Here is a 23,696-nt window from a genome sequence, read left to right as displayed (position 1 = left end):
GCGGGACGGTCAGGATTCCGCGAGCACCGACAGCACGTTGCCTGCCGGGTCGGTGAACCAGGCGATGTCCGGCCCGTTGCCGCGCATGATTCCCTTGTCGTCCTGATCGAAACCGTCGTACCGCAGGAACCGGATCCCGCGTTCGGTGAGCGCGTCGACGGCCTTCTCGACGTCGTCGACCGCGAAGTTCAGGATCGTGAACGTCGCAGGCGTGTGATCGGGTTTCGGGTAGATCAGCACCACGGGACCCTGGGGGAGATGCAGGCCCAGCAGGCCCATCTCCTCCTCGGTGACCTCGAGCCCCAGGGTGTCGCTGTAGAAGGATTTGGCCGCGGCGATGTCGTCGACGGCGAATCCGCTGAATGCTCTGGCGTTGTTCAACATGTCGGTCTCTCTTCCACTGCCGGTGGTCAGGACATCTCGGCGCGCGCCCGCGCGCTGAGCTGGATGATCTGAACGTAGTTGCCGTCGGGGTCGACGGCGGTGCCGAACCAGCTGCCGTCACGATCCTCGAGCGGGGACAGCCACGTCGCCCCGAGCTCGTCGAGGCGGCCGGCCGCGGCGCGGGCGTCGCCGACCTCGACGTTGAGGAGGACACGCCCGGGTTCGGGGTTCGTGTCGCCGACGTCGTCGCGCCGGTCGAGCATGATGGAGAAACCGTCGAAATCGAGGACGTCGTAGCCCGGTTCGCCGGGCGTGCGGTCGACCTTCGGCGAGAACGCGGCCGTGTACCAGTCCCGCAATCGTTCGGGGTGTGTGCTGGTGAGCAGGATGCTTCCGATGGTGGCGTCGGCCATGATTTCCTCCCGGTGAGGGTTCGGTTTGGGTTGTCCTACAGGTATCGACTCGGCCGCCCGGCGAAATTCATCGCCCCGGTTTTCCGCGGGCCGAAAGCTGCCCCGGGTTCCCGGAATATCGGTAGTGTGATTCAGGTCACGGATACATCCGGCTGGGTTGGGAGGGGTCACATGTCGACCTCCGAAATGCTCGAATTGAATCGCACCATCGACCGCCTCCGGCGCGCAGTCGGTTCGTTGCGAACGATGTACGGCGACGCCGCATCCGTGCGGCGGCTGAGCAACGATCTGGAGCGCCTCGAGATCGACGCGCGCGACCTCGACTCCTCGCCACCGAACGTCGTCCACCGCGAACCGGTGGAACGAATCAAGGTGTCGGACACCCCGTACGACGCGTCGATGTGGCTCGGTATCGATGACGAGGGGCTGGGCGGGCTCCACTACGAGCGCGGATGAGCGCGCCGCCGAAGAATTCCGAAAGTGCCGGTGTGGGGGCGCCGACGCGTGCCCGGATCGCGGAACGCACGCTCCGCACCGACCGGTGGTGGCTGGCGCCGCTGCTGACGGTGCTCGGCCTGTCCGTCTTCGTGGTGTACGCATCGGTCCGGTCGTGGGTCCGCACGGCGTACTTCGTCGAGGACTACCACTACCTGACGCCGTTCTACTCGCCGTGCCTGAGCGATTCGTGCGTGCCCGGTTCGAGCGACTTCGGGACACCCATCGGCGAGTTGCCGATGCTTATCCCGCTGGGGTTCCTGGTGCTGCCGTTCCTGCTCGGCTTCCGGCTCACGTGCTACTACTACCGCAAGGCCTACTACCGGTCGGTGTGGTTCTCGCCGCCCGCGTGTGCGGTCGCGGAACCACACGGCAAATACACGGGGGAGACGCGGCTGCCGCTGATCGTCCAGAACGCGCACCGCTACTTCTTCTACGTCGCACTCGTCGTGTCGCTGATCAACACGTACGACGCGATCCGCGCGTTCCACGGCGCCGACGGCGGCTTCGGAATCGGGCTCGGCACCCTCATCATGGTCGGCAACGTGATCCTGCTCTGGGCGTACACCGTCTCCTGCCATTCCTGCAGGCACGTCACCGGCGGCAGGCTCACCCACTTCTCCCGGCACCCGATCCGATACCGCCTCTGGACCGGGGTCAGCAAACTGAACACCCGGCACATGCAGCTCGCCTGGACCACCCTCGCCACACTGATCGTCACCGACTTCTACGTGATGCTCGTGGCGAGCGGCACCATCTCCGACCTGCGCCTGATCAACTGACTTCACCGAAGAGGGAGTGGAATGACGGAAGTCGAACGGCACCAGTACGACGTCGTGGTCATCGGTGCCGGGGGCGCCGGACTGCGAGCCGTCATCGAGGCCCGGGAGCAGGGCCTGTCCGTGGCCGTCGTCTGCAAGTCGCTGTTCGGCAAGGCGCACACCGTCATGGCGGAGGGCGGTTGCGCCGCCGCGATGGGGAACGCCAACGAGAAGGACACGTGGCAGACGCATTTCCAGGACACGATGCGCGGCGGCAAGTTCCTCAACAACTGGCGGATGGCCGAACTGCACGCCCGGGAGGCTCCCGACCGGGTGTGGGAACTCGAAACGTACGGGGCCCTGTTCGACCGGACCCCCGACGGCCGGATCAGCCAGCGCAACTTCGGCGGTCACACGTATCCGCGGCTCGCGCACGTCGGTGACCGCACCGGGCTGGAACTGATCCGCACCATGCAGCAGAAGATCGTGTCGTTGCAGCAGGAAGATTTCGCCGCCACCGGCGATTACGAGGCGCGGATCAAGATCTTCGCCGAGTGCACCATCTCCGAGCTGACCAAGGACGGCGACCGGATCTCGGGTGCCTTCGGATACTGGCGCGAGAGTGGACGTTTCGTGCTGTTCGAGGCACCCGCCGTGGTGATGGCCACGGGCGGGATCGGCAAGTCGTTCAAGGTGACGTCGAACTCGTGGGAGTACACCGGCGACGGTCACGCCCTCGCTCTCCGCGCAGGCGCCAACCTCATCAACATGGAGTTCGTGCAGTTCCACCCCACCGGCATGGTGTGGCCGCCGAGCGTCAAGGGCATCCTCGTGACGGAAGGCGTCCGCGGCGACGGCGGGGTCCTGAAGAACTCCGAGGGCGAGCGGTTCATGTTCTCGTACATCCCGCCGGTCTTCAAAGGGCAGTACGCGGAGACCGAGGAAGAGGCCGACGGCTGGTACAAGGATTCCGACAACAACCGCCGCACACCGGATCTGCTGCCCCGCGACGAGGTGGCCCGCGCTATCAACTCCGAGGTCAAGGCCGGACGGCAGACCCCGCACGGCGGCGTGTACCTCGACATCGCCTCGCGGATGCCCGCCGACGAGATCGTCCGGCGGCTGCCGTCGATGTACCACCAGTTCAAGGAACTCGCGGACGTCGACATCACCAAGGAACAGATGGAGGTCGGGCCCACCTGCCACTACGTGATGGGGGGCATCGAGGTCGACCCCGACAGCGGGTCGTCCAGCGTCGCGGGTCTGTTCGCCGCGGGGGAGTGCTCGGGCGGGATGCACGGCTCCAACCGGCTCGGCGGCAACTCGCTGTCCGACCTTCTCGTGTTCGGGCGTCGCGCCGGACTGGGGGCGGCGGAGTACGTGAAGTCGCTGCAGGAGCGGCCGGTGGTCTCCGCGGCCGCCGTGGATGCGGCGGCGCGGATGCTGTTGTCGCCGTTCGATCCCGCGGTCGGGGAGGGCGGTACCACCGAGAACCCGTACACGCTCCACACCGAACTGCAGCAGACCATGAACGACCTCGTCGGCATCATCCGGAAGGAAGACGAGATCGTCCGCGCCTTGGAGAAACTCACGGAGATCAAGGGCCGGATCGGGGGCGTGGAGGTGGAGGGGCACCGCCAGTTCAACCCGGGATGGCACCTCGCCGTGGACCTGCGGAACATGGTGCTGGTCAGCGAATGCGTCGCGCAGGCGGCCCTGCTGCGCACGGAAAGTCGCGGCGGGCACACCCGCGACGACCACCCGAGCATGGAGGCGGAGTGGCGCAACACCCTGCTGGTGTGCAGCGTCGTCGGCGACATGTCCGCGCACCCCGATTCCGTGGTCCCGGACGTCACGGTCACCCGCGAGCCGCAGCTTCCGATGCGACCGGAACTGCTGGAGTTGTTCGACATCGACGAACTGGCCAAGTACTACACCGACGCCGAACTCGCGGAACATCCGGGAAGGACGGCCTGAGATGGGATACGACGCGCAGTTCCGGGTATGGCGCGGCGACGCCGACGGCGGCGCCCTCCAGGACTACTCCATTCCCGTCAACGAGGGTGAGGTGGTGCTCGACATCATCCACCGGTTGCAGGCGACGCAGACCCCGGACCTGGCGGTGCGATGGAACTGCAAGGCGGGCAAGTGCGGGTCGTGCTCCGCGGAGATCAACGGCCAGCCGCGGCTGATGTGCATGACGCGGATGTCGACGTTCACGGAGGACGAGGTGGTGACGGTGACACCGCTGCGGGCGTTCCCCGTCATCCGGGACCTCGTCACCGACGTGTCGTTCAACTACCAGAAGGCGAGGGAGATCCCGTCGTTCACCCCGCCGCCGGGACTCGGGCCGGGCGAGTACCGAATGCAGCAGATCGACGTCGAACGGTCGCAGGAATTCCGCAAGTGCATCGAGTGCTTCCTCTGCCAGAACACGTGCCACGTCATCCGTGATCACGACGACAACAAGCCGGCGTTCTCCGGTCCCCGCTTCTTCATCCGTGTCGCCGAACTGGAGATGCATCCCCTGGACACGGCGGACCGTCGTGACGCGGCGCAGGAAGACTTCGGTCTCGGGCTGTGCAACATCACCAAGTGCTGCACCGAGGTGTGCCCCGAAGGGATCAAGATCACCGACAACGCCATCATTCCGATGAAGGAACGGGTGGTCGACCGGCGGTACGACCCGATCGTCTGGTTGGGCAACAAGCTCTTTCGCCGCCGTTAGTGCCCTTCGGGCCCGTGAGTACTTGTTAACCGCCCGACGTTAATAAGTACTCACGGGTGCGTCAGCGCACGGCGTGGAGGTTGCGGGCGGTGGGCGATTTCTCGACCGATTCGGGGTCCGGGTCGGTGCCGAGGATCCGGTCGGCGGTTCCCGAGGTGGTGACGGTGAACCAGTAGTGCTCGTTCTTGTAGTGGTGATGGCGGTGGTTGCGCCAGATCGCGCGGTAGAGGCGGGAGTTCGGCTTGTAGTCGCTGTGGATGAGGTAGTGCGTCCATTCGTAGAGGACGCCCAGGACGCTCAGCACCACGAGGAAGGTCAGCCCGAGCCCGGTGCGGGGGAACGTGAACACTGCGAGCGCCACGAGAACCGGGATCAGCCACATCAGGGTCTGCCACGGAATGAAGACGAGCGGCACGTCGCGGGGATCGACGTGGTGCTCGCGATGCTTCCGGGCGAGGAGCGAATCGACGGTCAGGCCCAGGACCTTCCGGGGCTTCCAGTGCAGGATGCAGACGTGGATGACCCATTCGGCGAACGGGAACACCGCCAGCATCACCAGCGGCACGACGGCATCGGTGACCTGCCAGTCGCCGACGACGACGCGGGCGACCGAGGCAGCGGCGAGCATGCCGCCGATCATCCACGGGGACGGGTGGCGGCGGAACTGGTCTGCGGCGTCGCGGAGGGTGATCGACCTGCGCTGGCGGCGATCTGCGGGAGGTGTCGTGGTCATGTGTCCTTCTCCGAATCGTGGTGTTGCAGTGTGTCGATCACGGCGGTCACGGCCGCCGTCCCGAGGTCGAGCAGGGTGGTGGCGGTGTGCGCCGCGAGGTCTTCGTCGTGTGCGGAGATGGCGTCCGCAAGCCGGTGGTACAGGTCGGCGCGGCCGACCTCCGCGACCATCACGGCGGCCATCGCGGTCATGGTCGGTTCGTACGCGTTGCGGAGGCTGTTGAAGATGAGCCGGAACGCGATGGAATCGGCGGTGTCGACGACGCGCTCCCAGAAGGCCAGCGCGCCGACCTGCTGCGCGACGGGATCGCTCTCGGCAGCAAGGTGATCCACGGCCTCGCGGAGAGCTGCGGCCGACTTCTCGGTCGCCCGGTCCGCGGCGAGCCGGGCGATCTGCACGCCGATCATCCGCCGGGCCTCGAGGATGCTGCGGACCACCGCCCAGTCGGGTTCACCGCCGCGGATCAGCAGCTGGGACAGCAGTTCGGGCCCGCCGTGCTGCCGGAAGTCGCGGACCGAGGTGGCGTCGCCCTGCCGGACCTCGACGAGCCCGGCCTGGGCGAGTTTCTGGATCGCTTCCCGGACCGCGGGCCGGGACACCCCGAACGCCTCGGCCAGGCGCCGCTCGCTGGGCAGGGCCTCGCCGGCGGCGAGGTCGCCGCCGAGTACGCGCGCGGTGATCTGGTCGAAGACTTCGGTGGAGGCGGATTTCCGCGCGATCGGCTCGAACATCATGACCCGACACTAGAACGGCTACAGGTAAGAGGTCAAGTGGTCTTACCAGTGAATCTCAGCCGAACAGGCTCCGGACGAACGCGGTGGTGTCGGGCAGGGACGCGGGCATGGTCGTGAGGTGGCCCGTCGGATACGTCCGGAAGAGGAACTGCTGCCCGTTCGCGGTGAGGTCGGCGGTGAACTTCCAGGTGAGGGCGATGGGGACGACGTCGTCGAACAATCCCTGACCGATGAACAACGGCCGGTCGTAGCCCCGGACGGGGACTCCGAGCGTGGTGCGCAGCGCCGCCAGGACCGCCGGGTCGTCGAGGGGGCGCGACATCAACTGCCCGATGGAGATGCCGGCGAGTTGCGGGGCCGCCTCCTCGTAGCAGAGCGACTCCACACGATTCAGGACGTCGACGCCGAGCGGGGTGAGGTAGCTGTCGACGTCCAGGTCGGGCCGCGACGCCCGCAGTCCCGCGAGCGCGTACGCCACGAACACCGTGCTCCCGGTGAGGGGGATCTGCGGGAAACCTGGGCCGACGAGGGGCGCGAGGTTCTCCAGATTGGACGGGGCACCGGTGGCGACGGTGCCGCGGAAGTCGAGATCGGGTGCGTAGGTGGTGGCCATCGAGGCGGCGACGAGAGCGGCGTGGCCGCCCTGCGATTGACCGATCGCGACCCACCGGTTCGACAGGGACGGCGTGACGGCCCGCGCCGCGCGCACCATGTCGATCACGCTGTGCGCCTCGGTGGGTCCGTCCAGGTACGGGTGCACGCCGGGTGTGCCGAGGCCGACGTAATCCGTTGCGACGATGGCGTACCCCTGGTCGAGCCAGGCCTTGACGTACGGTCCGGCGAGTTTCCCCGTCACCGTCGGCGCGCACGCGTCGGCGATGCCGACCGTTCCGTGGGCCCAGGACACCACGGGCCATCCGCCGGGTGGCGCGTCACCGGGTGGCAGCAGGACCGCGCCGGTGCTGAGCGCGGGTTCGTTCATCGGCCCTGTCGTCCAGTACGTGACGTACGTGGCCTCGGCGACACCCGCCGGCCGCGCGTCCGGCGCCACCGGGGTCTCGGCGACGACGGCACCGGGATCGCCCACCGCGGTCTGCGCCGGCGCCGGGGTGGGCGCGCCGAGAAGCGACAGTGCGAGTGCCGCCGCGAGGGCCGTTCCGGCGCGGCGGCCGAGCGAAGACGTCATCGCGTCCGTCCCTGGGCCGTGGGAGGCGCCGCGCGGTCCGCGAGTGGCCGGCGCGGTGTCCACTCAATTGTGCCCGCTCACGGGCGGTGGGCGGAGTCTTTCAGTCGCGCGCGAATTCCGTCGACGAACAGCGACAAACCGAAGTCGAACCGCACCGCCGGATCGCCGTCGAGGAGATCCTCGTCGTACGCCGCGATCTGCGACTGCGGGGCGTCGGGGGAGAGCGCGGCGCGGGTGAGAGCGCCTGCCGATTCCATCTGCGCCCGCGACTGCTCGTCGACCGTGTGGCCGAGGACGTAGTAGAGCAGCGAGTAGGACGACAGTTCGGCGTGTTCGCGGGACAGCCCGGATCGCAGACCCACGGCCGCGAAGCTTTCCCGGACCCGGGAGTTGGTCATGCGGGACGCGTAGGTGGCGGAGACCAGTTCGGCGCCGTCACGGTGGGCGAGCAGCGCTGTGCGCAGCCGATGCGCCAGTTCGGTGAACTCCGCGTCCCATCCGGGCGCCGTGACCGGGGCGTCGACGTCTTCGAGGATCTTGTCGGCGAGGGCACCGAGCAACGTCTGCTTGTTGGGGAAATGCCAGTACAGCGCGCCGGGCTGCACGCCGAGGGCCGTTGCGAGTCTGCGCATCGTGAGGTCGGCGAGGCCGAACTCGTCGAGGATGGCCATTGCGCCGTCGAGTACGTCGCCGCGTCGCAATTGCACTGTGTGATCTCCCAATCTCGTCGAAAAGCTTGCTCCGGCTTTGACAGTATTCCATCACGGATCTAACGTGAACACCGTTCAACTTGTACGGTGTTCAATTTTTCGGTTCCGTCGACTCACGGCACGTGATCGGCCCGTTTTCCAGGAGATACGTGTGACCTCGGCCCCGGTACAGACAGACATTCTCGCCCTCGCGCGTGAGCAGGTTCTCGAGCGCGGCGAAGCGCTGAACGAGAGCCAGGTGCTCGAAGTCCTGCAACTTCCCGACGACCGCCTCGAGGACCTGCTCGCCCTCGCGCACGACGTGCGGATGAAGTGGTGCGGCCCCGAGGTCGAGGTCGAGGGCATCATCAGCCTCAAGACCGGCGGCTGCCCCGAGGACTGCCACTTCTGCTCGCAGTCCGGGCTGTTCCAGTCGCCGGTGCGCGCCGCGTGGCTCGACATCCCGTCGCTCGTCGAGGCCGCCAAGCAGACCGCCAAGTCCGGTGCCAGCGAATTCTGCATCGTCGCCGCCGTCCGCGGGCCCGACGAGCGGCTGCTCGCCCAGGTCGCCGCTGGTATCGAGGCGATCCGCAACGAGGTCGACATCCAGATCGCCTGCTCGCTGGGCATGCTCACCCAGGAACAGGTCGACCAGCTCGCCGCGATGGGGGTGCACCGCTACAACCACAACCTGGAGACGTCGAAGTCCCACTTCCCGAACGTCGTCACCACCCACACGTGGGACGAACGCTGGAACACCCTCCGCATGGTCCGCGAAGCCGGCATGGAGGTGTGCTGCGGCGGCATCCTCGGCATGGGTGAGAGCCTCGAGCAGCGCGCCGAGTTCGCGGCCAACCTGGCCGAACTCGAACCCGACGAGGTTCCGCTGAACTTCCTCAACCCGCGTCCGGGAACCCCGTTCGGCGACCTCGAGGTGCTGCCGGCGAGCGAGGCTCTCAAATCGGTGGCCGCCTTCCGGCTCGCGCTGCCCCGCACCATCCTCCGCTTCGCGGGCGGCCGCGAGATCACCCTCGGCGACCTCGGTGCCAAGCAGGGCATCCTCGGCGGCATCAACGCCGTCATCGTCGGCAACTACTTGACGACCCTCGGCCGTCCGGCGGAACAGGACCTCGACCTGCTCGTCGATCTGCAGATGCCGATCAAGGCCCTGAACGACACCCTGTGACGACCATGGAGACGACCGCGGGCGACGCCGACGGTCTGGAGGAGCGCTACAACCCGTACACCGGCCGCCGCGTGGTGGCCGGTGTGGACGACACGGTCTCCACCGCCGCGCAACTCGGGCTGGAACCGCCCCGCTTCTGCGAGGCGTGCGGCCGCCGGATGGTGGTGCAGATCAGCCCCGACGGCTGGTGGGCGAAATGTTCCCGCCACGGTGTGTTCGACTCGATCTGCCGCGGACGGCGGTAGCGTCGCACGCGTGACCACGCTCCCGCGCTTCAGGGTTCGATCTGCCGCCGGAATCTTCTGCGGGACGGTGGTGGCGAGCGTGCTCGCCGGGGTGCTGTGGGGACTCCTGGCACCACCCGAACATCTGCTGGTGGTGTCCCCCGACCGCGGGGTGTCGCTGACGGGGGAGAGCGTGCACCGGTTCGACGCGATCGGGATGTTCGCGTGTGCCGGCCTGGTGGTCGGCATCCTCACCGCGGTCGCGGCGTGGACGGCGCGGCGAAGTCGCGGACCGGTGGCACTGGGCGCTGTACTCGCCGGCAGCGTGGCCGGGGCCTGTGTGATGGCCCTCGGCGGCATCGGTGTGGCGGCCCTGCGTTTCCCCGATCCCGACACCTCGACCGCCGGTGCCGTCGTGGCGGTCGCGCCGGGGATCGGGACCCCGCTGGTGCTGATCTTCCAACCGCTCGTCGCGTGCGTCGTGACGTTGGTGCTCGCCGCGCTCAACCCGTACGACGATCTCGGCGTCGGTGATGCGCCGGTCGAACTCGACGAGCCGGAGGAGCGCGACGCGACGGTGACTTCGTGACGCTTACCGGGTGACGGAGGCCTGCATCCGGACGTCACCGAGCAGGCGCCCGCTGGCGAGAGCGCCGATGCGGCGGGTCGCGAAGCGGGTGCTGACCGACGACACCCAGTTCATCAGCCCGGAGACGACGCTCGGCGGTGTGCTGCGCCGGTCCAGGGCTCGCAGCGCCGTCGCGACCACCTGGTCGGCGGTCTGCATGCGGCCGACGGCGGCGTCGTCGGAGCCGACGACGTCGAAGAATTCGGTGCGGGTGGGGCCCGGGCAGACGGCGAGCACGGTGAGGCCGGTTCCTCGCGCCTCCGCCCACAACGCCTCGGTGAAGTTCAGGACGAACGCCTTCGTCGCCCCGTAGACGGCCATGCCCGGCGTCGGCTGGAACGCGGCGGTGCTCGCCACGTTGACGAGTGCGCCGCGTCCCCGGAGCAGGTCGGGCAGGAACGTGTGCGACAACTCGACGAGGGTGGTGACGTTGAGCTGGATCTCGGAGGTCAGCCGCTCCATGTCGGCGGACGCGAAGTCTCCGTGCGTCCCGAATCCCGCGTTGTTGATCAGCGAGTCGACGCGGATGTCGCGCGCGGCGAGTTCGCTGCGCAACCGCGCGCCTGCGCCGGGTGCCGCGAGGTCGAACGGGAGCACGGTGACCGTCACGTGGTGTGCGGCGCGGAGTTCGGCGGCGAGTTGTTCGAGCCGGTCGGCGCGCCGCGCGACGAGGACGAGGTCGGCGCCGCGCCCGGCGAACCGGCGGGCGAATTCGGCACCGAGGCCCGCGCTCGCGCCGGTGATGAGGACGGTGGTTCCGGATGCGTCGAAAGGCATGTCTGCTCCTAGCGGTGGGGTGATTCCGAATGTAGTCAGTGCCATCTATGTAGTCAATGACAACATTTTGCTAGGCTTGCGCCGTGTCCGCCGCCGAACAGCCCTACCACCACGGGAGTCTTCGCCAGGTGCTGCTCGCACGCGCCGAGAGCACCCTCGAGCGGGACGGCGTCGACGGCCTGTCCCTGCGACAGCTCGCCCGAGAGGCCGGGGTCAGTCACGCCGCACCCAGCAAGCACTTCCGCGACCGTCAGGCGCTGCTCGACGCACTCGCCGAATCCGGTTTCCGGCGGCTCACCGCCGCCCTCGAACGCGCGGTCGACCAGGCCGAACCCCATGCCCGGGCCCGCTTCGCGGCGCTCGCCGACGCCTACGTGACCTTCGCGCTCGCGCACCGGGAGTTGCTGGCCCTGATGTACGGCAACAAGCACGCGCCCGGGGCCGCCTCCCAGGTCGTGGAGGCGGGCCACACCTCGATGGACCTGACGGTCCGGATCGTCACCGAGGCCCAGGCCGCGGGCGACATCGGACCCGGGGACGCCTCGCGCATCGCCCTGGTCGCGTTCGCGACCTTCCACGGGATCGCGACCCTCGCCGCCGGGGGAATGCTCGACGACGCGCCGGTGGACGAAGTGGTCACCGCCGCATCCGACACGTTCTGGCGGGGTCTCGCCCGGGCGTGACACCGTCTCCCGGCGATCTCACAGCGCACTCCCGTCGCAGTCTCGAGTACTGGCGCTTACCTGGAGTCGGAAATGTCGATCCCCAGGAGGCGAAGATGATGCGTACCGACGAAGCCGGCTCGGCCCGTGGTGTCGTGGTGGTGACTGCCGCCGGCAGCGAGCAGGGCAGGCGTACCGCGCAGGAGTTGCTCGATTCGGGCTGGTGCGTTGCGGTCACCGCACGCACGGTCGCGGAACTGGCCCGGATCATGCCGGGCATGTCCGGTCACCGACTCCTCGCGGTCGCCGCCGATCCGGACGACCCCCGCCAGGTCGAGCAGTTTCTCGACCGCGTTCTCGGCCGCTTCGGCCGCATCGATTCGGTGCTCGGCGCGGAGCCCTCGGTCGCGTCGGCGTGGCGGCGGCGCACCACGCAAGAAGGTGGATCCGCGGCCGCCTGACGATCGGATTCAGCTCGGCGGTCGAAGCGCCGCGAACTCGTCCGTCACCCGCAGGGTGGAGTCGGTGAAGCGGTAGAGGGCGGCCGGGCGACCGCCGGTGCGGCCGGACGGTGCTGTGTTGCCGGTGGGGGTCAGCACCCCGCGGCGTCCGAGGACGCGCTGGAGGTTGGTCGCATCCACCTGGTAACCGAGTGCGGCGCAGTAGATTTCGCGCAGCGTCGACATGGAGAACTCGTCGGGCGCCAGACCGAACGCGATGTTGGTGTAAGAGAGCTTGGCCGCGAGGCGGGTCCGGGCGTGCCGGACGACGGTGCCGTGGTCGAACGCCATCTCGGGCAGGGCGGACACCGGATGCCACGCGGTGTCCGGCGGCAACTGCGGGTCGGCGGGGAGGGGGACGAGCCCGAGGAACGTCGACGCGATGGTGCGCGGACCGGGCACCCGTCGCGGATCGCTGAACACCGACAGCTGCTCGAGGTGCGAGACCTCCTGCACGTCCACCTTCTCGGCCAGCTGGCGTCGCGCGGACGTCGTGAGGTCCTCGTCTTCGTGGAGGAGTCCGCCGGGCAGCGACCATGCGCCGGCCTGCGGATCGAGGGCCCGTTGCCACAGCAGCACGGCGAGCTCGCCGGTGCCCGCCGCGTGACGCGCATCACCGCTGTGACCTGCGGCGATGTGGTCGGGAAAGTGGCGAACCTGGAACACCGCGGTAAGCACTTCATGCGTGGTGTTACTATTGGGCATGTTTTCGATCCTAAGTCGAAAACCTCGATTGCGGAAATTCGGGCCAGCCCGCCCGAGTTCACGGTGAAGGAGCAAGCCATGACGACCACGACGTTGTGGGCGGGTACCAACCCGCAGATTCAGGACGGTCCCGGCGGTTACGCGGGCGTCGAGGCGAGCGAAGAGTGGGCTGCCGAGATCAAACGGCTGGCGCGTGAGCGGGGAGCAACCCTCCTCGCACACAACTATCAGTTGCCCGCCATCCAGGACGTCGCCGACCACGTCGGCGACTCGCTGGCACTCTCGCGCATCGCGGCCGAAGCCCCCGAGGACACCATCGTGTTCTGCGGCGTGCACTTCATGGCCGAGACCGCGAAGATCCTCAGCCCCGCCAAGACGGTGCTGATCCCGGACGAGCGCGCGGGCTGCTCGCTCGCCGACTCGATCACCGCCGATCAGCTGCGCGAGTGGAAGGCGGAATACCCCGACGCCGTCGTCGTGTCGTACGTCAACACCACCGCCGAGGTGAAGGGTCTGACGGACATCTGCTGCACGTCGTCCAACGCCGTCGACGTGGTCGCGTCGATCGACCCCGACCGCGAGGTCCTGTTCCTGCCCGACCAGTTCCTCGGCGCCCACGTCAAGCGCGTCACCGGTCGCAAGAACATGCAGATCTGGGCCGGCGAGTGCCACGTCCACGCCGGCATCAACGGCGACGAGCTCACCGCGCAGGCCAAGGCGCACCCCGGTGCCGAACTCTTCGTCCACCCCGAATGCGGCTGCGCCACCTCGGCGCTCTACCTCGCCGGTGAAGGATTCGTGCCCGAGGACAAGGTGAAGATCCTGTCGACGGGCGGCATGCTCGACGCCGCCCGCGCCACCGGGGCCAAGCAGGTTCTGGTGGCCACCGAGGTCGGGATGCTCCACCAGTTGCGCAAGGCCGCGCCGGAGGTCGACTTCCAGGCCGTCAACGACCGCGCGTCCTGCCCGTACATGAAGATGATCACCCCCGCCGCCCTGCTCCGCTGCCTGCTCGAGGGCAAGGACGAGGTTCACGTCGATCTCGCGACCGCCGAGCGTGCCCGCAAGTCGGTGCAGCGGATGATCGAGATCGGAAACCCGGGCGGCGGCGAGTGAGCAGCCCGGCCCGGGGGATTTCCTGGGAAGAGCACGCCGACCTCGTAGTGGTGGGCGGTGGTGTGGCCGGACTGACGGCCGCACGCACCGCCTCACTGCGCGGGCTGACCGTGCTCACCGTCAGCAAGGGTGGGGCGACGGACACCGCGACGCAGTACGCGCAGGGCGGCATCGCCGTGGTCGGTGACGCCGTCACCGATTCGGTGGACTCTCACGTCGCCGACACGTGCGAGGCCGGCGTCGGCCTGTGCGACGAGGACGCCGTGCGGTCGATCGTGGCCGGCGGCCGCGACGCCGTGGCCGCATTGACCGATCTGGGTGCGGTGTTCGACCGCGGCCGCGACGGCACCGTGTCGCGCACCCGCGAGGGCGGGCACAGCACCCGGCGGATCATCCACGCCGGCGGCGACGCCACCGGCGCGGAGGTGCAGCGCGCGCTGGGCGCGGCCGGGCTTCCGGTCCTGTTCGACAGTTCCGCGGTCTGCGTGCTCACCGATGCACGCGGAGTCACCGGGGTGCTCGTCGACTCCCCGCGCGGCCTCGGCGTGATCCACACACCCGCCGTTCTCCTGGCGACCGGCGGACTCGGGCAGTTGTACGCCTGTAGTACCAACCCGCCCGGCGCCACCGCCGACGGCATCGCCCTCGCACTCGACGCAGGCGCGGCCGTCGCCGATCTCGAGTTCGTGCAGTTCCACCCGACCGTGCTGTTCACCCCCGGCGGTCTCGGCCGGCGCCCGCTGATCAGCGAGGCCGTCCGCGGCGAGGGCGCGATCCTCGTCGACGCCAACGGCGATTCGGTGACCGCCGGCGTGCATCCGCGCGGCGACCTGGCACCCCGCGACGTCGTGTCGCGGGCCATCGCGTCGCGGCTGCGGGAACTCGGACACGACCACGTCTACCTCGACGCGCGTCACCTGTCCGGGTTCGCGCAGCGGTTCCCGACCGTGACGGCGTCCTGCCTGGAAGCCGGGATCGACCCGCGCGAACAGCTGATTCCGGTCGCCCCCGCCGCCCACTACTCGTGCGGCGGCGTGGTCACCGACGTCGACGGACGCACCTCGGTCCCCGGCCTCTACGCGGCGGGGGAGGTGGCCCGCACCGGGCTGCACGGCGCGAACCGGCTGGCCTCCAACAGCCTCCTCGAAGGCCTGGTGGTCGGCGAACGGGCCGGCGCCGCAGCCGTCGAACGCGCCGACCTACGCGTCGAGGCGGCCGATCCCGGCCGCCACGCACTGTCGTCCGCGCCGCGGGAACTGGTGCAGCAGTTGATGACCGGCAACGCCTCCGTCGTCCGGGACGGCGCAGGCCTCGAGGCGGTGGCCGCCGCCCTCGCCGCCGCGCCGCGCACGGTGCCCGAGGGACAGACCGCGCTCGAAGACGCCGCGCTGACCCTGACGGCGGCAGCGCTCGTGCTCGCCGCAGGCGCGCGCACCGAAAGTCGCGGATGCCACACCCGCAGCGACTACCCGGAGACGTCCGGCGAGTGGCGCCGCAGCACGCACGTGCGCCTGCGCGGCGGCGAACTCGAGCTTCTCCAACCCCAACTGACAGGAGTGCTGTGATGGCCGACCACGTCCTTCCCGGCGGTCTGGATGCGGACGAGGTCCGTACGCTCGTGCGCCTCGCCCTGGACGAGGACCTGCGGTACGGACCCGACGTGACGTCCGCGTCCACGGTCCCGGCCGACGCGGTCGCCAAGGCGTCCGTGGTCTCCCGTGCGCACGGTACCGTCGCCGGCCTCGACGTGGGACTGCTGGTGCTCGACGAGGTGATCGGGGCGGGCCGCTACGAGGTCCTCGACAGGGTCGCCGACGGCACCCGGATCGTGCCCGGCCAGGCCGTGCTGACGGTGTCCGCGCCCACGCAGGGACTGCTCACCGCGGAACGGACGATGCTCAACCTGGTCTGCCACCTGTCCGGCATCGCCACCGCCACATCCGCGTGGGTGGATGCGGTCGAGGGCAGCGGGGCGAAGATCCGCGACAGCCGCAAGACGCTGCCGGGACTGCGGTCGCTGCAGAAGTACGCCGTCCGGGTGGGCGGCGGCGTCAACCACCGCATGGGTCTCGGCGACGCCGCGTTGATCAAGGACAACCACGTCGCCGCCGCGGGTTCGGTGGTGGCGGCACTGCGGGCCGTCCGCGCCGCGGCGCCGGACATCGAATGCGAGGTGGAGGTCGACAGCCTCGCGCAACTCGACGAGGTACTCGCCGAGAACGTGGAACTGGTGCTGCTCGACAACTTCCCGCTGTGGCAGACCCAGATCGCCGTGCAGCGCCGCGACGCGAACGCCCCCGCCACCAGGCTGGAATCGTCGGGTGGTCTCACGCTGGACGTCGCGGCCGAGTACGCCGCGACCGGAGTCGATTACCTCGCGGTCGGCGCGCTCACCCATTCGGTGACCGTGCTGGATCTCGGCCTCGACATGTGACCCCACCCGTGAGTACTTCTCAACCGCCGGCGGTTGAGAAGTACTCACGGGTCAGACGGCACGGCGAATGGTCGCCAGGAACGTGGCCGCCACGAAGAACAACCCGGAGAACGTCCGGTTGGTGGCCCGCTGCTGGCGCGGTGAACGCATCAGCCGCAGGACCTTCGACGCCAGGCCGGTGTAGCCGGTCATGACGGCGACGTCGACCGCGACCATGGTGGCGGCGATGATCAGGTATTGGGGGAGCAGCGGCGCCGACGGGGTGATGAACTGCGGGAGCACCGCAAGCATGAAGACGACGGCCTTCGGGTTGCTGGCGTTGACGAGGAAACCGCGCAGCGTCATCGCGGGCCCGCTGGTCTCGGCGACCTCGCCGTCGACGCCGGACACATCGGTCGCGCTCGCCCGCCACTGCCGGACGCCGAGATACACCAGGTACGCGACGCCGAACCACTTGATCACGGTGAACGCGAGGGTCGAGTTCGCGAGCAGGGCTCCGAGCCCCGCGGCGACCACCGCGATCTGCAACAGCAACCCCAGCTGGAGACCGGCGATGTTCCAGTAGCCGCGCCGCAACCCGAATCGCATTCCGGTGGCCATCGACGCGATCGCGCCCGCACCCGGCGACAGGCTGATCACGCAGGACGCCCCGAGCACTGCACACCACATCTGCCACGACACGAGCTGATCGTACGTCGCGTCCCGCGGTGTTCCCGTTACGGGGGATTCGTGCAGCTGAGGGGCGGATCGACGAGGGAACAGATTCCGGCGCGACGGCCCGGTTCGTAGCCGGGCGGGAGCCCGTTCGCGACGACGTCCCGGTAGGTCGCCACCGCATCGGTCGGCCGCCGCGTGAGGGTGGGATCGGTCAGAGCGTCGACGGTGAACAGGCCGAACCGGGGACGGAACGTGCCCCACTCGTAGTTGTCGGTGATCGACCAGTAGTTGTATCCGATCACCGGTGCGCCGTCGGCCCGCGCCCGCTCCATCCAGTAGAGGTGATCGCGGAGATGATCGGACCGGGTGTAGCCGTCCGGGCGGGGTTTCCCGTCGTCGGTGGGCATGCCGTTCTCCACGACGTACAGCGGTAGTCCCGGGAACTTGCGGGTGTACCGCATCAGGGCGTGGTAGATGCCGTCCGGTTGGGGACTGATGTCGTAGAACGCGTCGGTGATCGCGCTCACCGCGGTGAGGTTGTCGAGGGAGAGGCCGTAGTAGTAGTCGACGCCGAGGAAGTCGAGTTTGTCGCGGACGCGGTCGACGAATGTGGTGTCGAGCGCGTCCATGGCGGCCGGGACGTACGCGAGATTGCTGCTGACCCGGGCGCCCGGGTCGTTCTCGTGGATCAGGTCGTATGCGCGGCGGTGGACCTCGACGAGCCGGTCGAGCATCCGCGGCGCCCGGTCGGGGCCGATGCCGCCGAACGACAGCTCCTTCTGCACGTACACGGTCGGCTCGTTGATCGTGATCCAGAGCGCGCCCACACCGGAATAGCGCTCGATCACCTTCTGCGCGTTCGCGAGCCAGTCGTCGACGATCTCCGGGTTCGCCCACCCTCCCCGGTCGGCGACCCATCCGGGGTACACCCAGTGGTCGAGGGTGATCATCGGGGTCATGCCGCGGCCGGTGATCTCGCGGACGACGTCGTCGTAGTACCGCAGCTCGGTCTCGTCCCACACGCCCGGCGCGGGCTGCAGGCGCGCCCACTCGACGCCGAACCGGAAGACGTCGACACCCAGGTCCGCTGCGCTTGTGATGTCCTCGGCGTACCGGTGCCGGAAGTCGACGGAGGTGCCGATCACGTCGTGGGTGCGGCCGGAGTCGGAATACCGCCGCCAGTTGCTGTCCGGGGAGGAACCCTCCGACTGGAACCCGGACGTCGCCACACCCCACAGGAAGTCGTCGGGGAGAGGGGCGGCGTGCACCGCGGCGGCGGGGCTCAGCAAGCACAGCAGGACCGCGCCGGCACCCAGGAGTCGCGTGGGAGTCCGCACCGGCCGAACAGTAGCGGAAACGCTGTCCCGAGTGCGCCGATTGGGGGATACTGGCGAGTAGGACTACCCGCCAGTAGGAGGCGCGTCATGGTCGACACCTCAGCTCCGAAGGTCACCGAGGAAGAAGCACGAGCAGTCGCAGAGGAGGCGAGGGAATCCGGCTGGGACAAACCCTCCTTCGCGAAAGAACTGTTTCTCGGACGGTTCCGGCTGGATCTGGTTCATCCCTTCCCACGGCCGGCTGCCGAGGACGCCGCCAAGGCCGAAGAATTCCTCGTTCGCCTCCACGCATACTGCGAGGAGATGGACGGCAGTGTCATCGAATCGCAGTCCCGCATTCCCGACGAATACGTCCGCGGCCTCGCCGACCTCGGGTGCTTCGGCCTGAAGATCTCGGAGGAGTACGGCGGCCTCGGACTCTCCCAGGTCGCGTACAACCGGGCGTTGATGCTCGTCGCGTCGGTGCACCCGAGCCTCGGCGCGCTGCTGTCGGCCCATCAGTCGATCGGCGTCCCCGAACCGCTCAAGCTGGCCGGCACCCCGGAGCAGAAGCGCGAATTCCTGCCGCGCTGCGCCCGCGGCGCCATCTCCGCGTTCCTGCTCACCGAACCCGACGTCGGGTCCGACCCGGCGCGGCTGGCGTCCTCGGCGGTACCCATCGAGGGCGGTGCCGCCTACGAACTGGACGGCGTGAAGCTGTGGACGACCAACGGCGTCGTCGCGGAACTGCTCGTCGTCATGGCGCGGGTACCGAAGAGCGAAGGCCATCGCGGCGGCATCTCCGCCTTCGTCGTCGAGGCGGACACCCCGGGAATCACCGTGGAACGGCGCAACGCGTTCATGGGACTGCACGGGATCGAGAACGGTGTCACCCGTATGTACAAGGTGCGCGTTCCGCGGGAGAACCTGATCGGGCGGGAGGGCGACGGATTGAAGATCGCACTCACCACCCTCAACGCCGGCCGGCTGGCGATTCCGGCGATGTGTGCGGGCGCAGGCAAGTGGTCGCTGAAGATCGCCCGCGAATGGTCCGGTGTCCGCGTCCAGTGGGGCAAAGCCATCGCCGAGCATGCGGCCGTCGCCAACAAGCTGTCGTTCATGGCCGCGACCACGTACGCGCTCGAGGCGGTCGTGGACCTGTCGGCGCAGATGAACGACGAGGGTCGCAACGACATCCGGATCGAGGCGGCGCTCGCCAAACTGTGGTCGTCCGAGATGGCCTGCGTCATCTCCGACGAGCTGATCCAGATCCGCGGCGGTCGCGGATACGAGACAGCGGCGTCGCTGGCCGCCCGCGGTGAACGGGCGGTGCCGGTGGAGCAGCTGGACCGCGACCTGCGCATCAACCGGATCTTCGAGGGGTCCAGCGAGATCATGCGGTTGCTGGTCGCGCGCGAGGCCGTGGACGCGCACCTCACAGCGGCGGGCGATCTCGCCGACCCGCACGCCGACACCGGTGCGAAGGCCCGGGCGGCGGCCAAGGCGAGCGGCTTCTACGCGAAGTGGCTGCCGCAACTCGTGGCGGGCAAGGGACAGGTGCCGACGTCGTTCGGCGAATTCGGCGTCCTGGCCAAGCACCTGCGTTTCGTCGAACGGCACTCCCGCAAGCTGGCCCGCTCCACGTTCTACGGAATGGCCCGGTGGCAGGCTGCCCTGGAGAAACAGCAGGGCTTCCTCGGCCGGGTCGTCGACATCGGCGCCGAACTGTTCGCGATGTCCGCCACCTGCGTCAAGGCGGAGATGCAGCGGGAGGAGAACGAGGCCGAGGGCGCCGCGGCCTACGAACTCGCCGACGTGTTCTGCCGACAGGCGGCGCTGCGGGTCGAGAAGTTGTTCGACGGTCTGTGGCACAACACCGACGACGCCGACAAGCAGGTCGCGCGCTCGATCCTCGAAGGACGGTACGCGTGGCTGGAGCGGGGAGTGGTCGACCCCAGCGAAGGCACCGGCCCCTGGATCACCGAGTGGACGCCGGGCGCGTCGACCGAGGAGAACCTGGCGAGGAGGTTCCTGCACTCGACCCGTCTCTAGGCCGCCGGATTCCCGCGGCCGGGACGACGCGCAGCACAGTGCAGCACCCGCCGGCGTCACGCCGGCGGGTGCTGTTGCATGCGCGGCCACCGAACTTGAAACCCGGTCGGCCGCCGACCGGTGAAAACGGGGTGCGCCTATCCTGGATAATCGGTGTCGAGCCCTGTTCTCCGCAGAACAGTCCGCTCGTCCGAGACACCGTGTCCCGACAGTCGCAGAGAGGACCTCTCATGCTCGCCCGCACCGACCTTCGTGGTCGTACCCCTTCCACGGCCGAACTTCGCGCCGCACTTCCTCGAGGTGGAGTGGATGTGGACGCGGTCCTGCATCAGGTTCGCCCCGTCGTCGAGGCGGTCCGTGAACGCGGCGCCGACGCCGCCCTCGAATTCAGTGAGAAGTTCGACGGCGTCCGCCCCGCGCAGGTGCGGGTGCCGCAGGCCGAGCTGGACCGCGCCCTCCACGAACTCGACCCCGCAGTCCGCGCCGCCCTCGAGGTCGCGATCGAACGCACCCGCAAGGTCCACGCCGACCAGCGCCGCACCGACACCACCACCGAGGTCGTCCCGGGTGGCACCGTCACCGAACGGTGGGTGCCCGTCGACCGCGTCGGGCTGTACGTCCCCGGCGGCAACGCCGTCTACCCGTCCAGCGTCGTGATGAACGTGGTGCCCGCGCAGGCCGCCGGCGTCCGCTCGCTCGTGGTGGCGTCGCCACCGCAGTCCGAGTTCGGCGGTCTGCCGCACCCGACCATCCTCGCCGCGGCCGCCCTGCTGGGTGTCGACGAGGTGTGGGCCGTCGGCGGCGGTCAGGCCGTCGCCCTGCTCACCTACGGCGGCACCGACACGAACGGTGCCGAACTCGCCCCCGTCGACCTCATCACCGGCCCCGGCAACATCTACGTGACCGCCGCCAAGCGCCTCTGCCGCGGCCTGGTCGGCATCGACGCCGAGGCGGGCCCCACCGAGATCGCGATCCTCGCCGACCACACCGCCGACCCGGTGCACGTCGCCGCCGACATGATCAGCCAGGCCGAGCACGACGTGATGGCCGCCAGCGTGCTCGTCACGTCCAGCGTCGAACTCGCCGACGCCGTCGACACCGCCCTGGCAGCGCAGCTCGAGATCACCAAGCACAAGGAGCGCGTCACCGCCGCGCTGTCCGGCACCCAATCGGGCACCGTCCTGGTCTCCGACGTCGAGGCCGGGCTGCGGGTGGTCAACGCGTACGCCGCCGAGCACCTCGAGATCCAGACCGAGAACGCCACCGCCGTCGCCGCGAAGGTGACCAGTGCGGGCGCGGTGTTCGTCGGGCCGTGGGCGCCGGTCAGCCTCGGCGACTACTGCGCCGGGTCCAACCACGTCCTGCCCACCGCGGGCTGCGCCCGGCACTCCTCGGGCCTGAGCGTGCAGACGTTCCTGCGCGGCATCCACGTGGTCGACTACTCCGAATCCGCGCTGAAGGAGGTTTCCGGCCACGTCATCACCCTGGCGAACGCCGAGGACCTGCCCGCCCACGGTGAGGCCGTGCGGCTGCGGTTCGAGGCGCTGCGGTGACCGCCGCGAACGTGCCCGGTTCGTCGATCGGGGTCGACGCCCTGCCGATCCGCGACAATCTGCGCGGCAAGTCGGCGTACGGGGCGCCGCAGCTGACGGTCCCCGTTCAGCTGAACACCAACGAGAACCCGCACCCGCCGACGAAGGCGCTCGTCGACGACGTCGCGGAGTCCGTGCGGGAGGCCGCACGCGAACTGCACCGCTACCCGGACCGCGACGCGGTGGCGCTGCGCACCGACCTCGCCGCGTACCTCGTTCGCCAGACCGGGGTGCCGGTCACGGTCGACAACGTGTGGGCGGCCAACGGGTCCAACGAGATCCTGCAGCAGCTGCTGCAGGCGTTCGGCGGTCCCGGTCGCAGCGCGATGGGATTCGTGCCGTCGTACTCGATGCACCCGATCATCGCGGACGGCACCGAGACCGAGTGGCTGCCGATCTTCCGGCGCGCCGACTTCGCGCTCGACGTGGAGGCCGCGACCGCGGCGATCGCCGAACGCAGGCCCGACGTCGTGTTCGTCACCAGCCCCAACAACCCGACCGGGCACAGCGTCGGCATCGCGGAACTGCGCCGTGTCCTCGACGCCGCGCCCGGCATCGTGATCGTCGACGAGGCGTACGCCGAATTCTCCGACGCACCGAGCGCCCTGACGCTGATCGACGAGTACCCGTCGAAGCTGGTGGTGTCGCGGACGATGAGCAAGGCGTTCGCGTTCGCCGGCGGCAGGCTCGGATACCTCGCGGCCGCACCGGCATTCATCGAGGCGCTGCTCCTGGTCCGGCTGCCGTACCACCTGTCGGTGGTCACGCAGGCCGCTGCCCGCGCGGCGTTGCGGCACGCGAACGAGACGCTCGGCAGCGTGCACGCCCTCGCGGCGGAGCGGGTGCGGGTGTCGAAGGCATTGGAGGACACGGGTTTCCACGTCATCCCCAGCGACGCGAACTTCATCCTGTTCGGTGAGTTCACCGACAGTGCCCGAGCCTGGCAGGCCTACCTCGACCGCGGAGTGCTGATCCGGGACGTCGGGATCCCCGGATACCTGCGCGCCACCGTCGGGCTGGCCTCCGAGAACGACGCCTTCATCGTGGCGAGCGACGAGATCGCCTCCACCGAACTCACCAGCTCAGGAGACCGAGGATGACCGACCGCATCGCCCGCGTGGAGCGCACCACCAAGGAATCGAGCATCACCGTCGAACTGAACCTCGACGGCACCGGCATCGTCGACGTCTCCACCGGGGTTCCGTTCTTCGACCACATGCTGACCGCGCTCGGCTCCCACGCGAGTTTCGACCTCACCGTCCACGCGAAGGGCGACATCGAGATCGAGGCGCACCACACGGTCGAGGACACGTCGATCGTGCTCGGACAGGCGCTCGGGCAGGCCCTCGGCGACAAGAAGGGCATCCGCCGGTTCGGTGACGCGTTCATCCCGATGGACGAGACGCTCGCCCACGCGTCGGTCGACGTGTCCGGGCGACCGTACTGCGTCCACACCGGCGAACCCGAGCACCTGCTGCACGCCGTCATCGGCGGGTACCCGGGGGTGCCGTACGCGACCGTGATCAACCGGCACGTGTTCGAGTCGATCGCACTCAACGCGCGCATCGCCCTGCACGTGCGCGTGCTCTACGGGCGCGATCAGCACCACATCACCGAGGCCGAGTTCAAGGCCGTCGCCCGTGCACTGCGTGAGGCCGTCGAACCCGATCCCCGCGTCACGGGCGTGCCGTCCACCAAGGGCAGCCTGTGAACCGGACGCATTC

At 69.1% G+C, this 23,696-nt stretch carries 26 protein-coding genes; 16 read left to right on the top strand and 10 right to left on the bottom strand.

Annotation, left to right across the window (positions count from 1 at the left end):
- Nucleotides 1–9: 9 nt before the first annotated feature.
- Together AC1DWT_RS23065 and AC1DWT_RS23060 are read right to left on the bottom strand one after the other, a co-directional pair.
- A complete protein-coding gene (locus tag AC1DWT_RS23065; RefSeq protein ID WP_167372214.1) occupies nucleotides 10–384 on the bottom strand; it encodes a VOC family protein in 375 nt (124 codons plus the stop codon).
- Nucleotides 385–410: 26 nt separating this feature from the next.
- Entirely contained in the window at nucleotides 411–797 is a 387-nt protein-coding gene (locus AC1DWT_RS23060; protein WP_206012649.1) for a VOC family protein, read from the bottom strand.
- A gap of 171 nt (nucleotides 798–968) precedes the next feature.
- Here AC1DWT_RS23060 and AC1DWT_RS23055 point away from each other — a divergent pair, with 171 nt between their 5' ends.
- From AC1DWT_RS23055 to AC1DWT_RS23040, 4 genes are read left to right on the top strand one after another with little or no spacing between them, the layout of a single operon-like run.
- Nucleotides 969–1,253: a hypothetical protein gene (locus tag AC1DWT_RS23055; protein WP_072945279.1), complete on the top strand. Its 285-nt coding sequence runs from the start codon at nucleotides 969–971 to the stop codon at nucleotides 1,251–1,253.
- Complete coding sequence (locus AC1DWT_RS23050) at nucleotides 1,250–2,074, top strand: hypothetical protein (RefSeq protein WP_206012648.1); 825 nt, start codon at nucleotides 1,250–1,252, stop codon at nucleotides 2,072–2,074. Before AC1DWT_RS23055 ends, AC1DWT_RS23050 begins: the two co-directional genes overlap by 4 nt.
- Nucleotides 2,075–2,095: 21 nt before the next feature.
- A complete protein-coding gene (locus tag AC1DWT_RS23045; protein WP_072945275.1) occupies nucleotides 2,096–4,030 on the top strand; it encodes a fumarate reductase/succinate dehydrogenase flavoprotein subunit in 1,935 nt (644 codons plus the stop codon).
- Between the two features lies 1 nt (nucleotide 4,031).
- A complete protein-coding gene (locus AC1DWT_RS23040) occupies nucleotides 4,032–4,781 on the top strand; it encodes a succinate dehydrogenase/fumarate reductase iron-sulfur subunit (RefSeq protein ID WP_095865253.1) in 750 nt (249 codons plus the stop codon).
- Between the two features lie 61 nt (nucleotides 4,782–4,842).
- On the opposite strand, the gene AC1DWT_RS23035 is transcribed toward AC1DWT_RS23040, so the two are convergent.
- From AC1DWT_RS23035 to AC1DWT_RS23020, 4 genes are all read right to left on the bottom strand, one after another.
- The gene (locus AC1DWT_RS23035) at nucleotides 4,843–5,514 is read right to left on the bottom strand and encodes a sterol desaturase family protein (protein ID WP_095865254.1); all 672 of its coding nucleotides are present in this window, start codon (nucleotides 5,512–5,514) and stop codon (nucleotides 4,843–4,845) included.
- Complete coding sequence (locus AC1DWT_RS23030) at nucleotides 5,511–6,248, bottom strand: FadR/GntR family transcriptional regulator (RefSeq protein WP_083395832.1); 738 nt, start codon at nucleotides 6,246–6,248, stop codon at nucleotides 5,511–5,513. The genes AC1DWT_RS23035 and AC1DWT_RS23030 overlap by 4 nt, the downstream gene beginning before the upstream one ends.
- 55 nt (nucleotides 6,249–6,303) lie before the next feature.
- On the bottom strand, nucleotides 6,304–7,434 hold the full coding sequence (locus AC1DWT_RS23025) for a lipase family protein (protein ID WP_072945268.1): 1,131 nt from the start codon (nucleotides 7,432–7,434) through the stop codon (nucleotides 6,304–6,306).
- Between the two features lie 77 nt (nucleotides 7,435–7,511).
- Nucleotides 7,512–8,141, bottom strand: coding sequence for a TetR/AcrR family transcriptional regulator C-terminal domain-containing protein (locus AC1DWT_RS23020; protein ID WP_095865256.1), 630 nt, complete (start codon nucleotides 8,139–8,141; stop codon nucleotides 7,512–7,514).
- Nucleotides 8,142–8,295: 154 nt separating this feature from the next.
- Here AC1DWT_RS23020 and bioB point away from each other — a divergent pair, with 154 nt between their 5' ends.
- From bioB to AC1DWT_RS23005, 3 genes are read left to right on the top strand one after another with little or no spacing between them, the layout of a single operon-like run.
- Nucleotides 8,296–9,309: a biotin synthase BioB gene (bioB, locus tag AC1DWT_RS23015; protein ID WP_087556279.1), complete on the top strand. Its 1,014-nt coding sequence runs from the start codon at nucleotides 8,296–8,298 to the stop codon at nucleotides 9,307–9,309.
- Nucleotides 9,310–9,314: 5 nt separating this feature from the next.
- Nucleotides 9,315–9,554, top strand: a complete 240-nt coding sequence (bsaP, locus tag AC1DWT_RS23010) for a biotin synthase auxiliary protein BsaP (RefSeq protein ID WP_072945398.1) — start codon at nucleotides 9,315–9,317, stop codon at nucleotides 9,552–9,554.
- A 10-nt stretch (nucleotides 9,555–9,564) separates the two neighbouring features.
- Nucleotides 9,565–10,122: a DUF2567 domain-containing protein gene (locus AC1DWT_RS23005; protein WP_072945263.1), complete on the top strand. Its 558-nt coding sequence runs from the start codon at nucleotides 9,565–9,567 to the stop codon at nucleotides 10,120–10,122.
- A 3-nt stretch (nucleotides 10,123–10,125) separates the two neighbouring features.
- Here the strand turns inward: AC1DWT_RS23005 and AC1DWT_RS23000 are convergent, their stop codons facing one another.
- Complete coding sequence (locus AC1DWT_RS23000) at nucleotides 10,126–10,938, bottom strand: SDR family NAD(P)-dependent oxidoreductase (protein WP_206012647.1); 813 nt, start codon at nucleotides 10,936–10,938, stop codon at nucleotides 10,126–10,128.
- 83 nt (nucleotides 10,939–11,021) lie between these two features.
- On the opposite strand from AC1DWT_RS23000, the gene AC1DWT_RS22995 reads away from it, so the two are divergent.
- Both AC1DWT_RS22995 and AC1DWT_RS22990 read left to right on the top strand, forming a co-directional pair.
- Nucleotides 11,022–11,621: a TetR/AcrR family transcriptional regulator gene (locus AC1DWT_RS22995; RefSeq protein ID WP_072945261.1), complete on the top strand. Its 600-nt coding sequence runs from the start codon at nucleotides 11,022–11,024 to the stop codon at nucleotides 11,619–11,621.
- A 95-nt stretch (nucleotides 11,622–11,716) separates the two neighbouring features.
- The gene (locus AC1DWT_RS22990; RefSeq protein WP_095865259.1) at nucleotides 11,717–12,061 is read left to right on the top strand and encodes an SDR family NAD(P)-dependent oxidoreductase; all 345 of its coding nucleotides are present in this window, start codon (nucleotides 11,717–11,719) and stop codon (nucleotides 12,059–12,061) included.
- 9 nt (nucleotides 12,062–12,070) lie between these two features.
- Here the strand turns inward: AC1DWT_RS22990 and AC1DWT_RS22985 are convergent, their stop codons facing one another.
- Nucleotides 12,071–12,805, bottom strand: coding sequence for an NUDIX hydrolase (locus AC1DWT_RS22985; RefSeq protein WP_095865260.1), 735 nt, complete (start codon nucleotides 12,803–12,805; stop codon nucleotides 12,071–12,073).
- Nucleotides 12,806–12,883: 78 nt separating this feature from the next.
- Between AC1DWT_RS22985 and nadA the strand changes: the two genes are divergently transcribed.
- Genes nadA through nadC form a run of 3 tightly spaced genes read left to right on the top strand, consistent with a single transcriptional unit; the run spans nucleotide 12,884 to nucleotide 16,355 of the window.
- Entirely contained in the window at nucleotides 12,884–13,921 is a 1,038-nt protein-coding gene (nadA, locus tag AC1DWT_RS22980; RefSeq protein ID WP_095865261.1) for a quinolinate synthase NadA, read from the top strand.
- Nucleotides 13,918–15,486, top strand: coding sequence for an L-aspartate oxidase (locus tag AC1DWT_RS22975; RefSeq protein WP_206012646.1), 1,569 nt, complete (start codon nucleotides 13,918–13,920; stop codon nucleotides 15,484–15,486). The genes nadA and AC1DWT_RS22975 overlap by 4 nt, the downstream gene beginning before the upstream one ends.
- Nucleotides 15,486–16,355 (top strand): carboxylating nicotinate-nucleotide diphosphorylase, encoded by an 870-nt coding sequence (nadC, locus tag AC1DWT_RS22970; RefSeq protein WP_095865263.1) that lies wholly within the window; start codon nucleotides 15,486–15,488, stop codon nucleotides 16,353–16,355. The genes AC1DWT_RS22975 and nadC overlap by 1 nt, the downstream gene beginning before the upstream one ends.
- A 51-nt stretch (nucleotides 16,356–16,406) precedes the next feature.
- Here nadC and AC1DWT_RS22965 read toward each other — a convergent pair whose 3' ends face one another.
- A complete protein-coding gene (locus AC1DWT_RS22965; RefSeq protein WP_095865264.1) occupies nucleotides 16,407–17,036 on the bottom strand; it encodes a LysE family transporter in 630 nt (209 codons plus the stop codon).
- Between the two features lie 35 nt (nucleotides 17,037–17,071).
- Nucleotides 17,072–18,349 (bottom strand): glycoside hydrolase family 1 protein, encoded by a 1,278-nt coding sequence (locus AC1DWT_RS22960; RefSeq protein WP_206012645.1) that lies wholly within the window; start codon nucleotides 18,347–18,349, stop codon nucleotides 17,072–17,074.
- Nucleotides 18,350–18,436: 87 nt separating this feature from the next.
- On the opposite strand from AC1DWT_RS22960, the gene AC1DWT_RS22955 reads away from it, so the two are divergent.
- The 4 genes from AC1DWT_RS22955 (at nucleotide 18,437) to hisB (ending at nucleotide 23,683) form a co-directional block, all read left to right on the top strand.
- On the top strand, nucleotides 18,437–20,380 hold the full coding sequence (locus AC1DWT_RS22955; protein ID WP_072945252.1) for an acyl-CoA dehydrogenase family protein: 1,944 nt from the start codon (nucleotides 18,437–18,439) through the stop codon (nucleotides 20,378–20,380).
- Nucleotides 20,381–20,610: 230 nt separating this feature from the next.
- The gene (gene hisD / locus AC1DWT_RS22950) at nucleotides 20,611–21,933 is read left to right on the top strand and encodes a histidinol dehydrogenase (protein ID WP_072945250.1); all 1,323 of its coding nucleotides are present in this window, start codon (nucleotides 20,611–20,613) and stop codon (nucleotides 21,931–21,933) included.
- Nucleotides 21,930–23,072, top strand: a complete 1,143-nt coding sequence (locus AC1DWT_RS22945) for a histidinol-phosphate transaminase (RefSeq protein WP_095865267.1) — start codon at nucleotides 21,930–21,932, stop codon at nucleotides 23,070–23,072. The genes hisD and AC1DWT_RS22945 overlap by 4 nt, the downstream gene beginning before the upstream one ends.
- Nucleotides 23,069–23,683, top strand: a complete 615-nt coding sequence (hisB, locus tag AC1DWT_RS22940) for an imidazoleglycerol-phosphate dehydratase HisB (RefSeq protein WP_005247522.1) — start codon at nucleotides 23,069–23,071, stop codon at nucleotides 23,681–23,683. Before AC1DWT_RS22945 ends, hisB begins: the two co-directional genes overlap by 4 nt.
- Nucleotides 23,684–23,696 lie beyond the last annotated feature (13 nt).

It is taken from the genome of Rhodococcus sp. P4_B6, assembly GCF_056402215.1.
The sequence above is the reverse complement of the archived record's forward strand: the minus strand, read 5'-3'. Positions and strand labels throughout refer to the sequence as shown.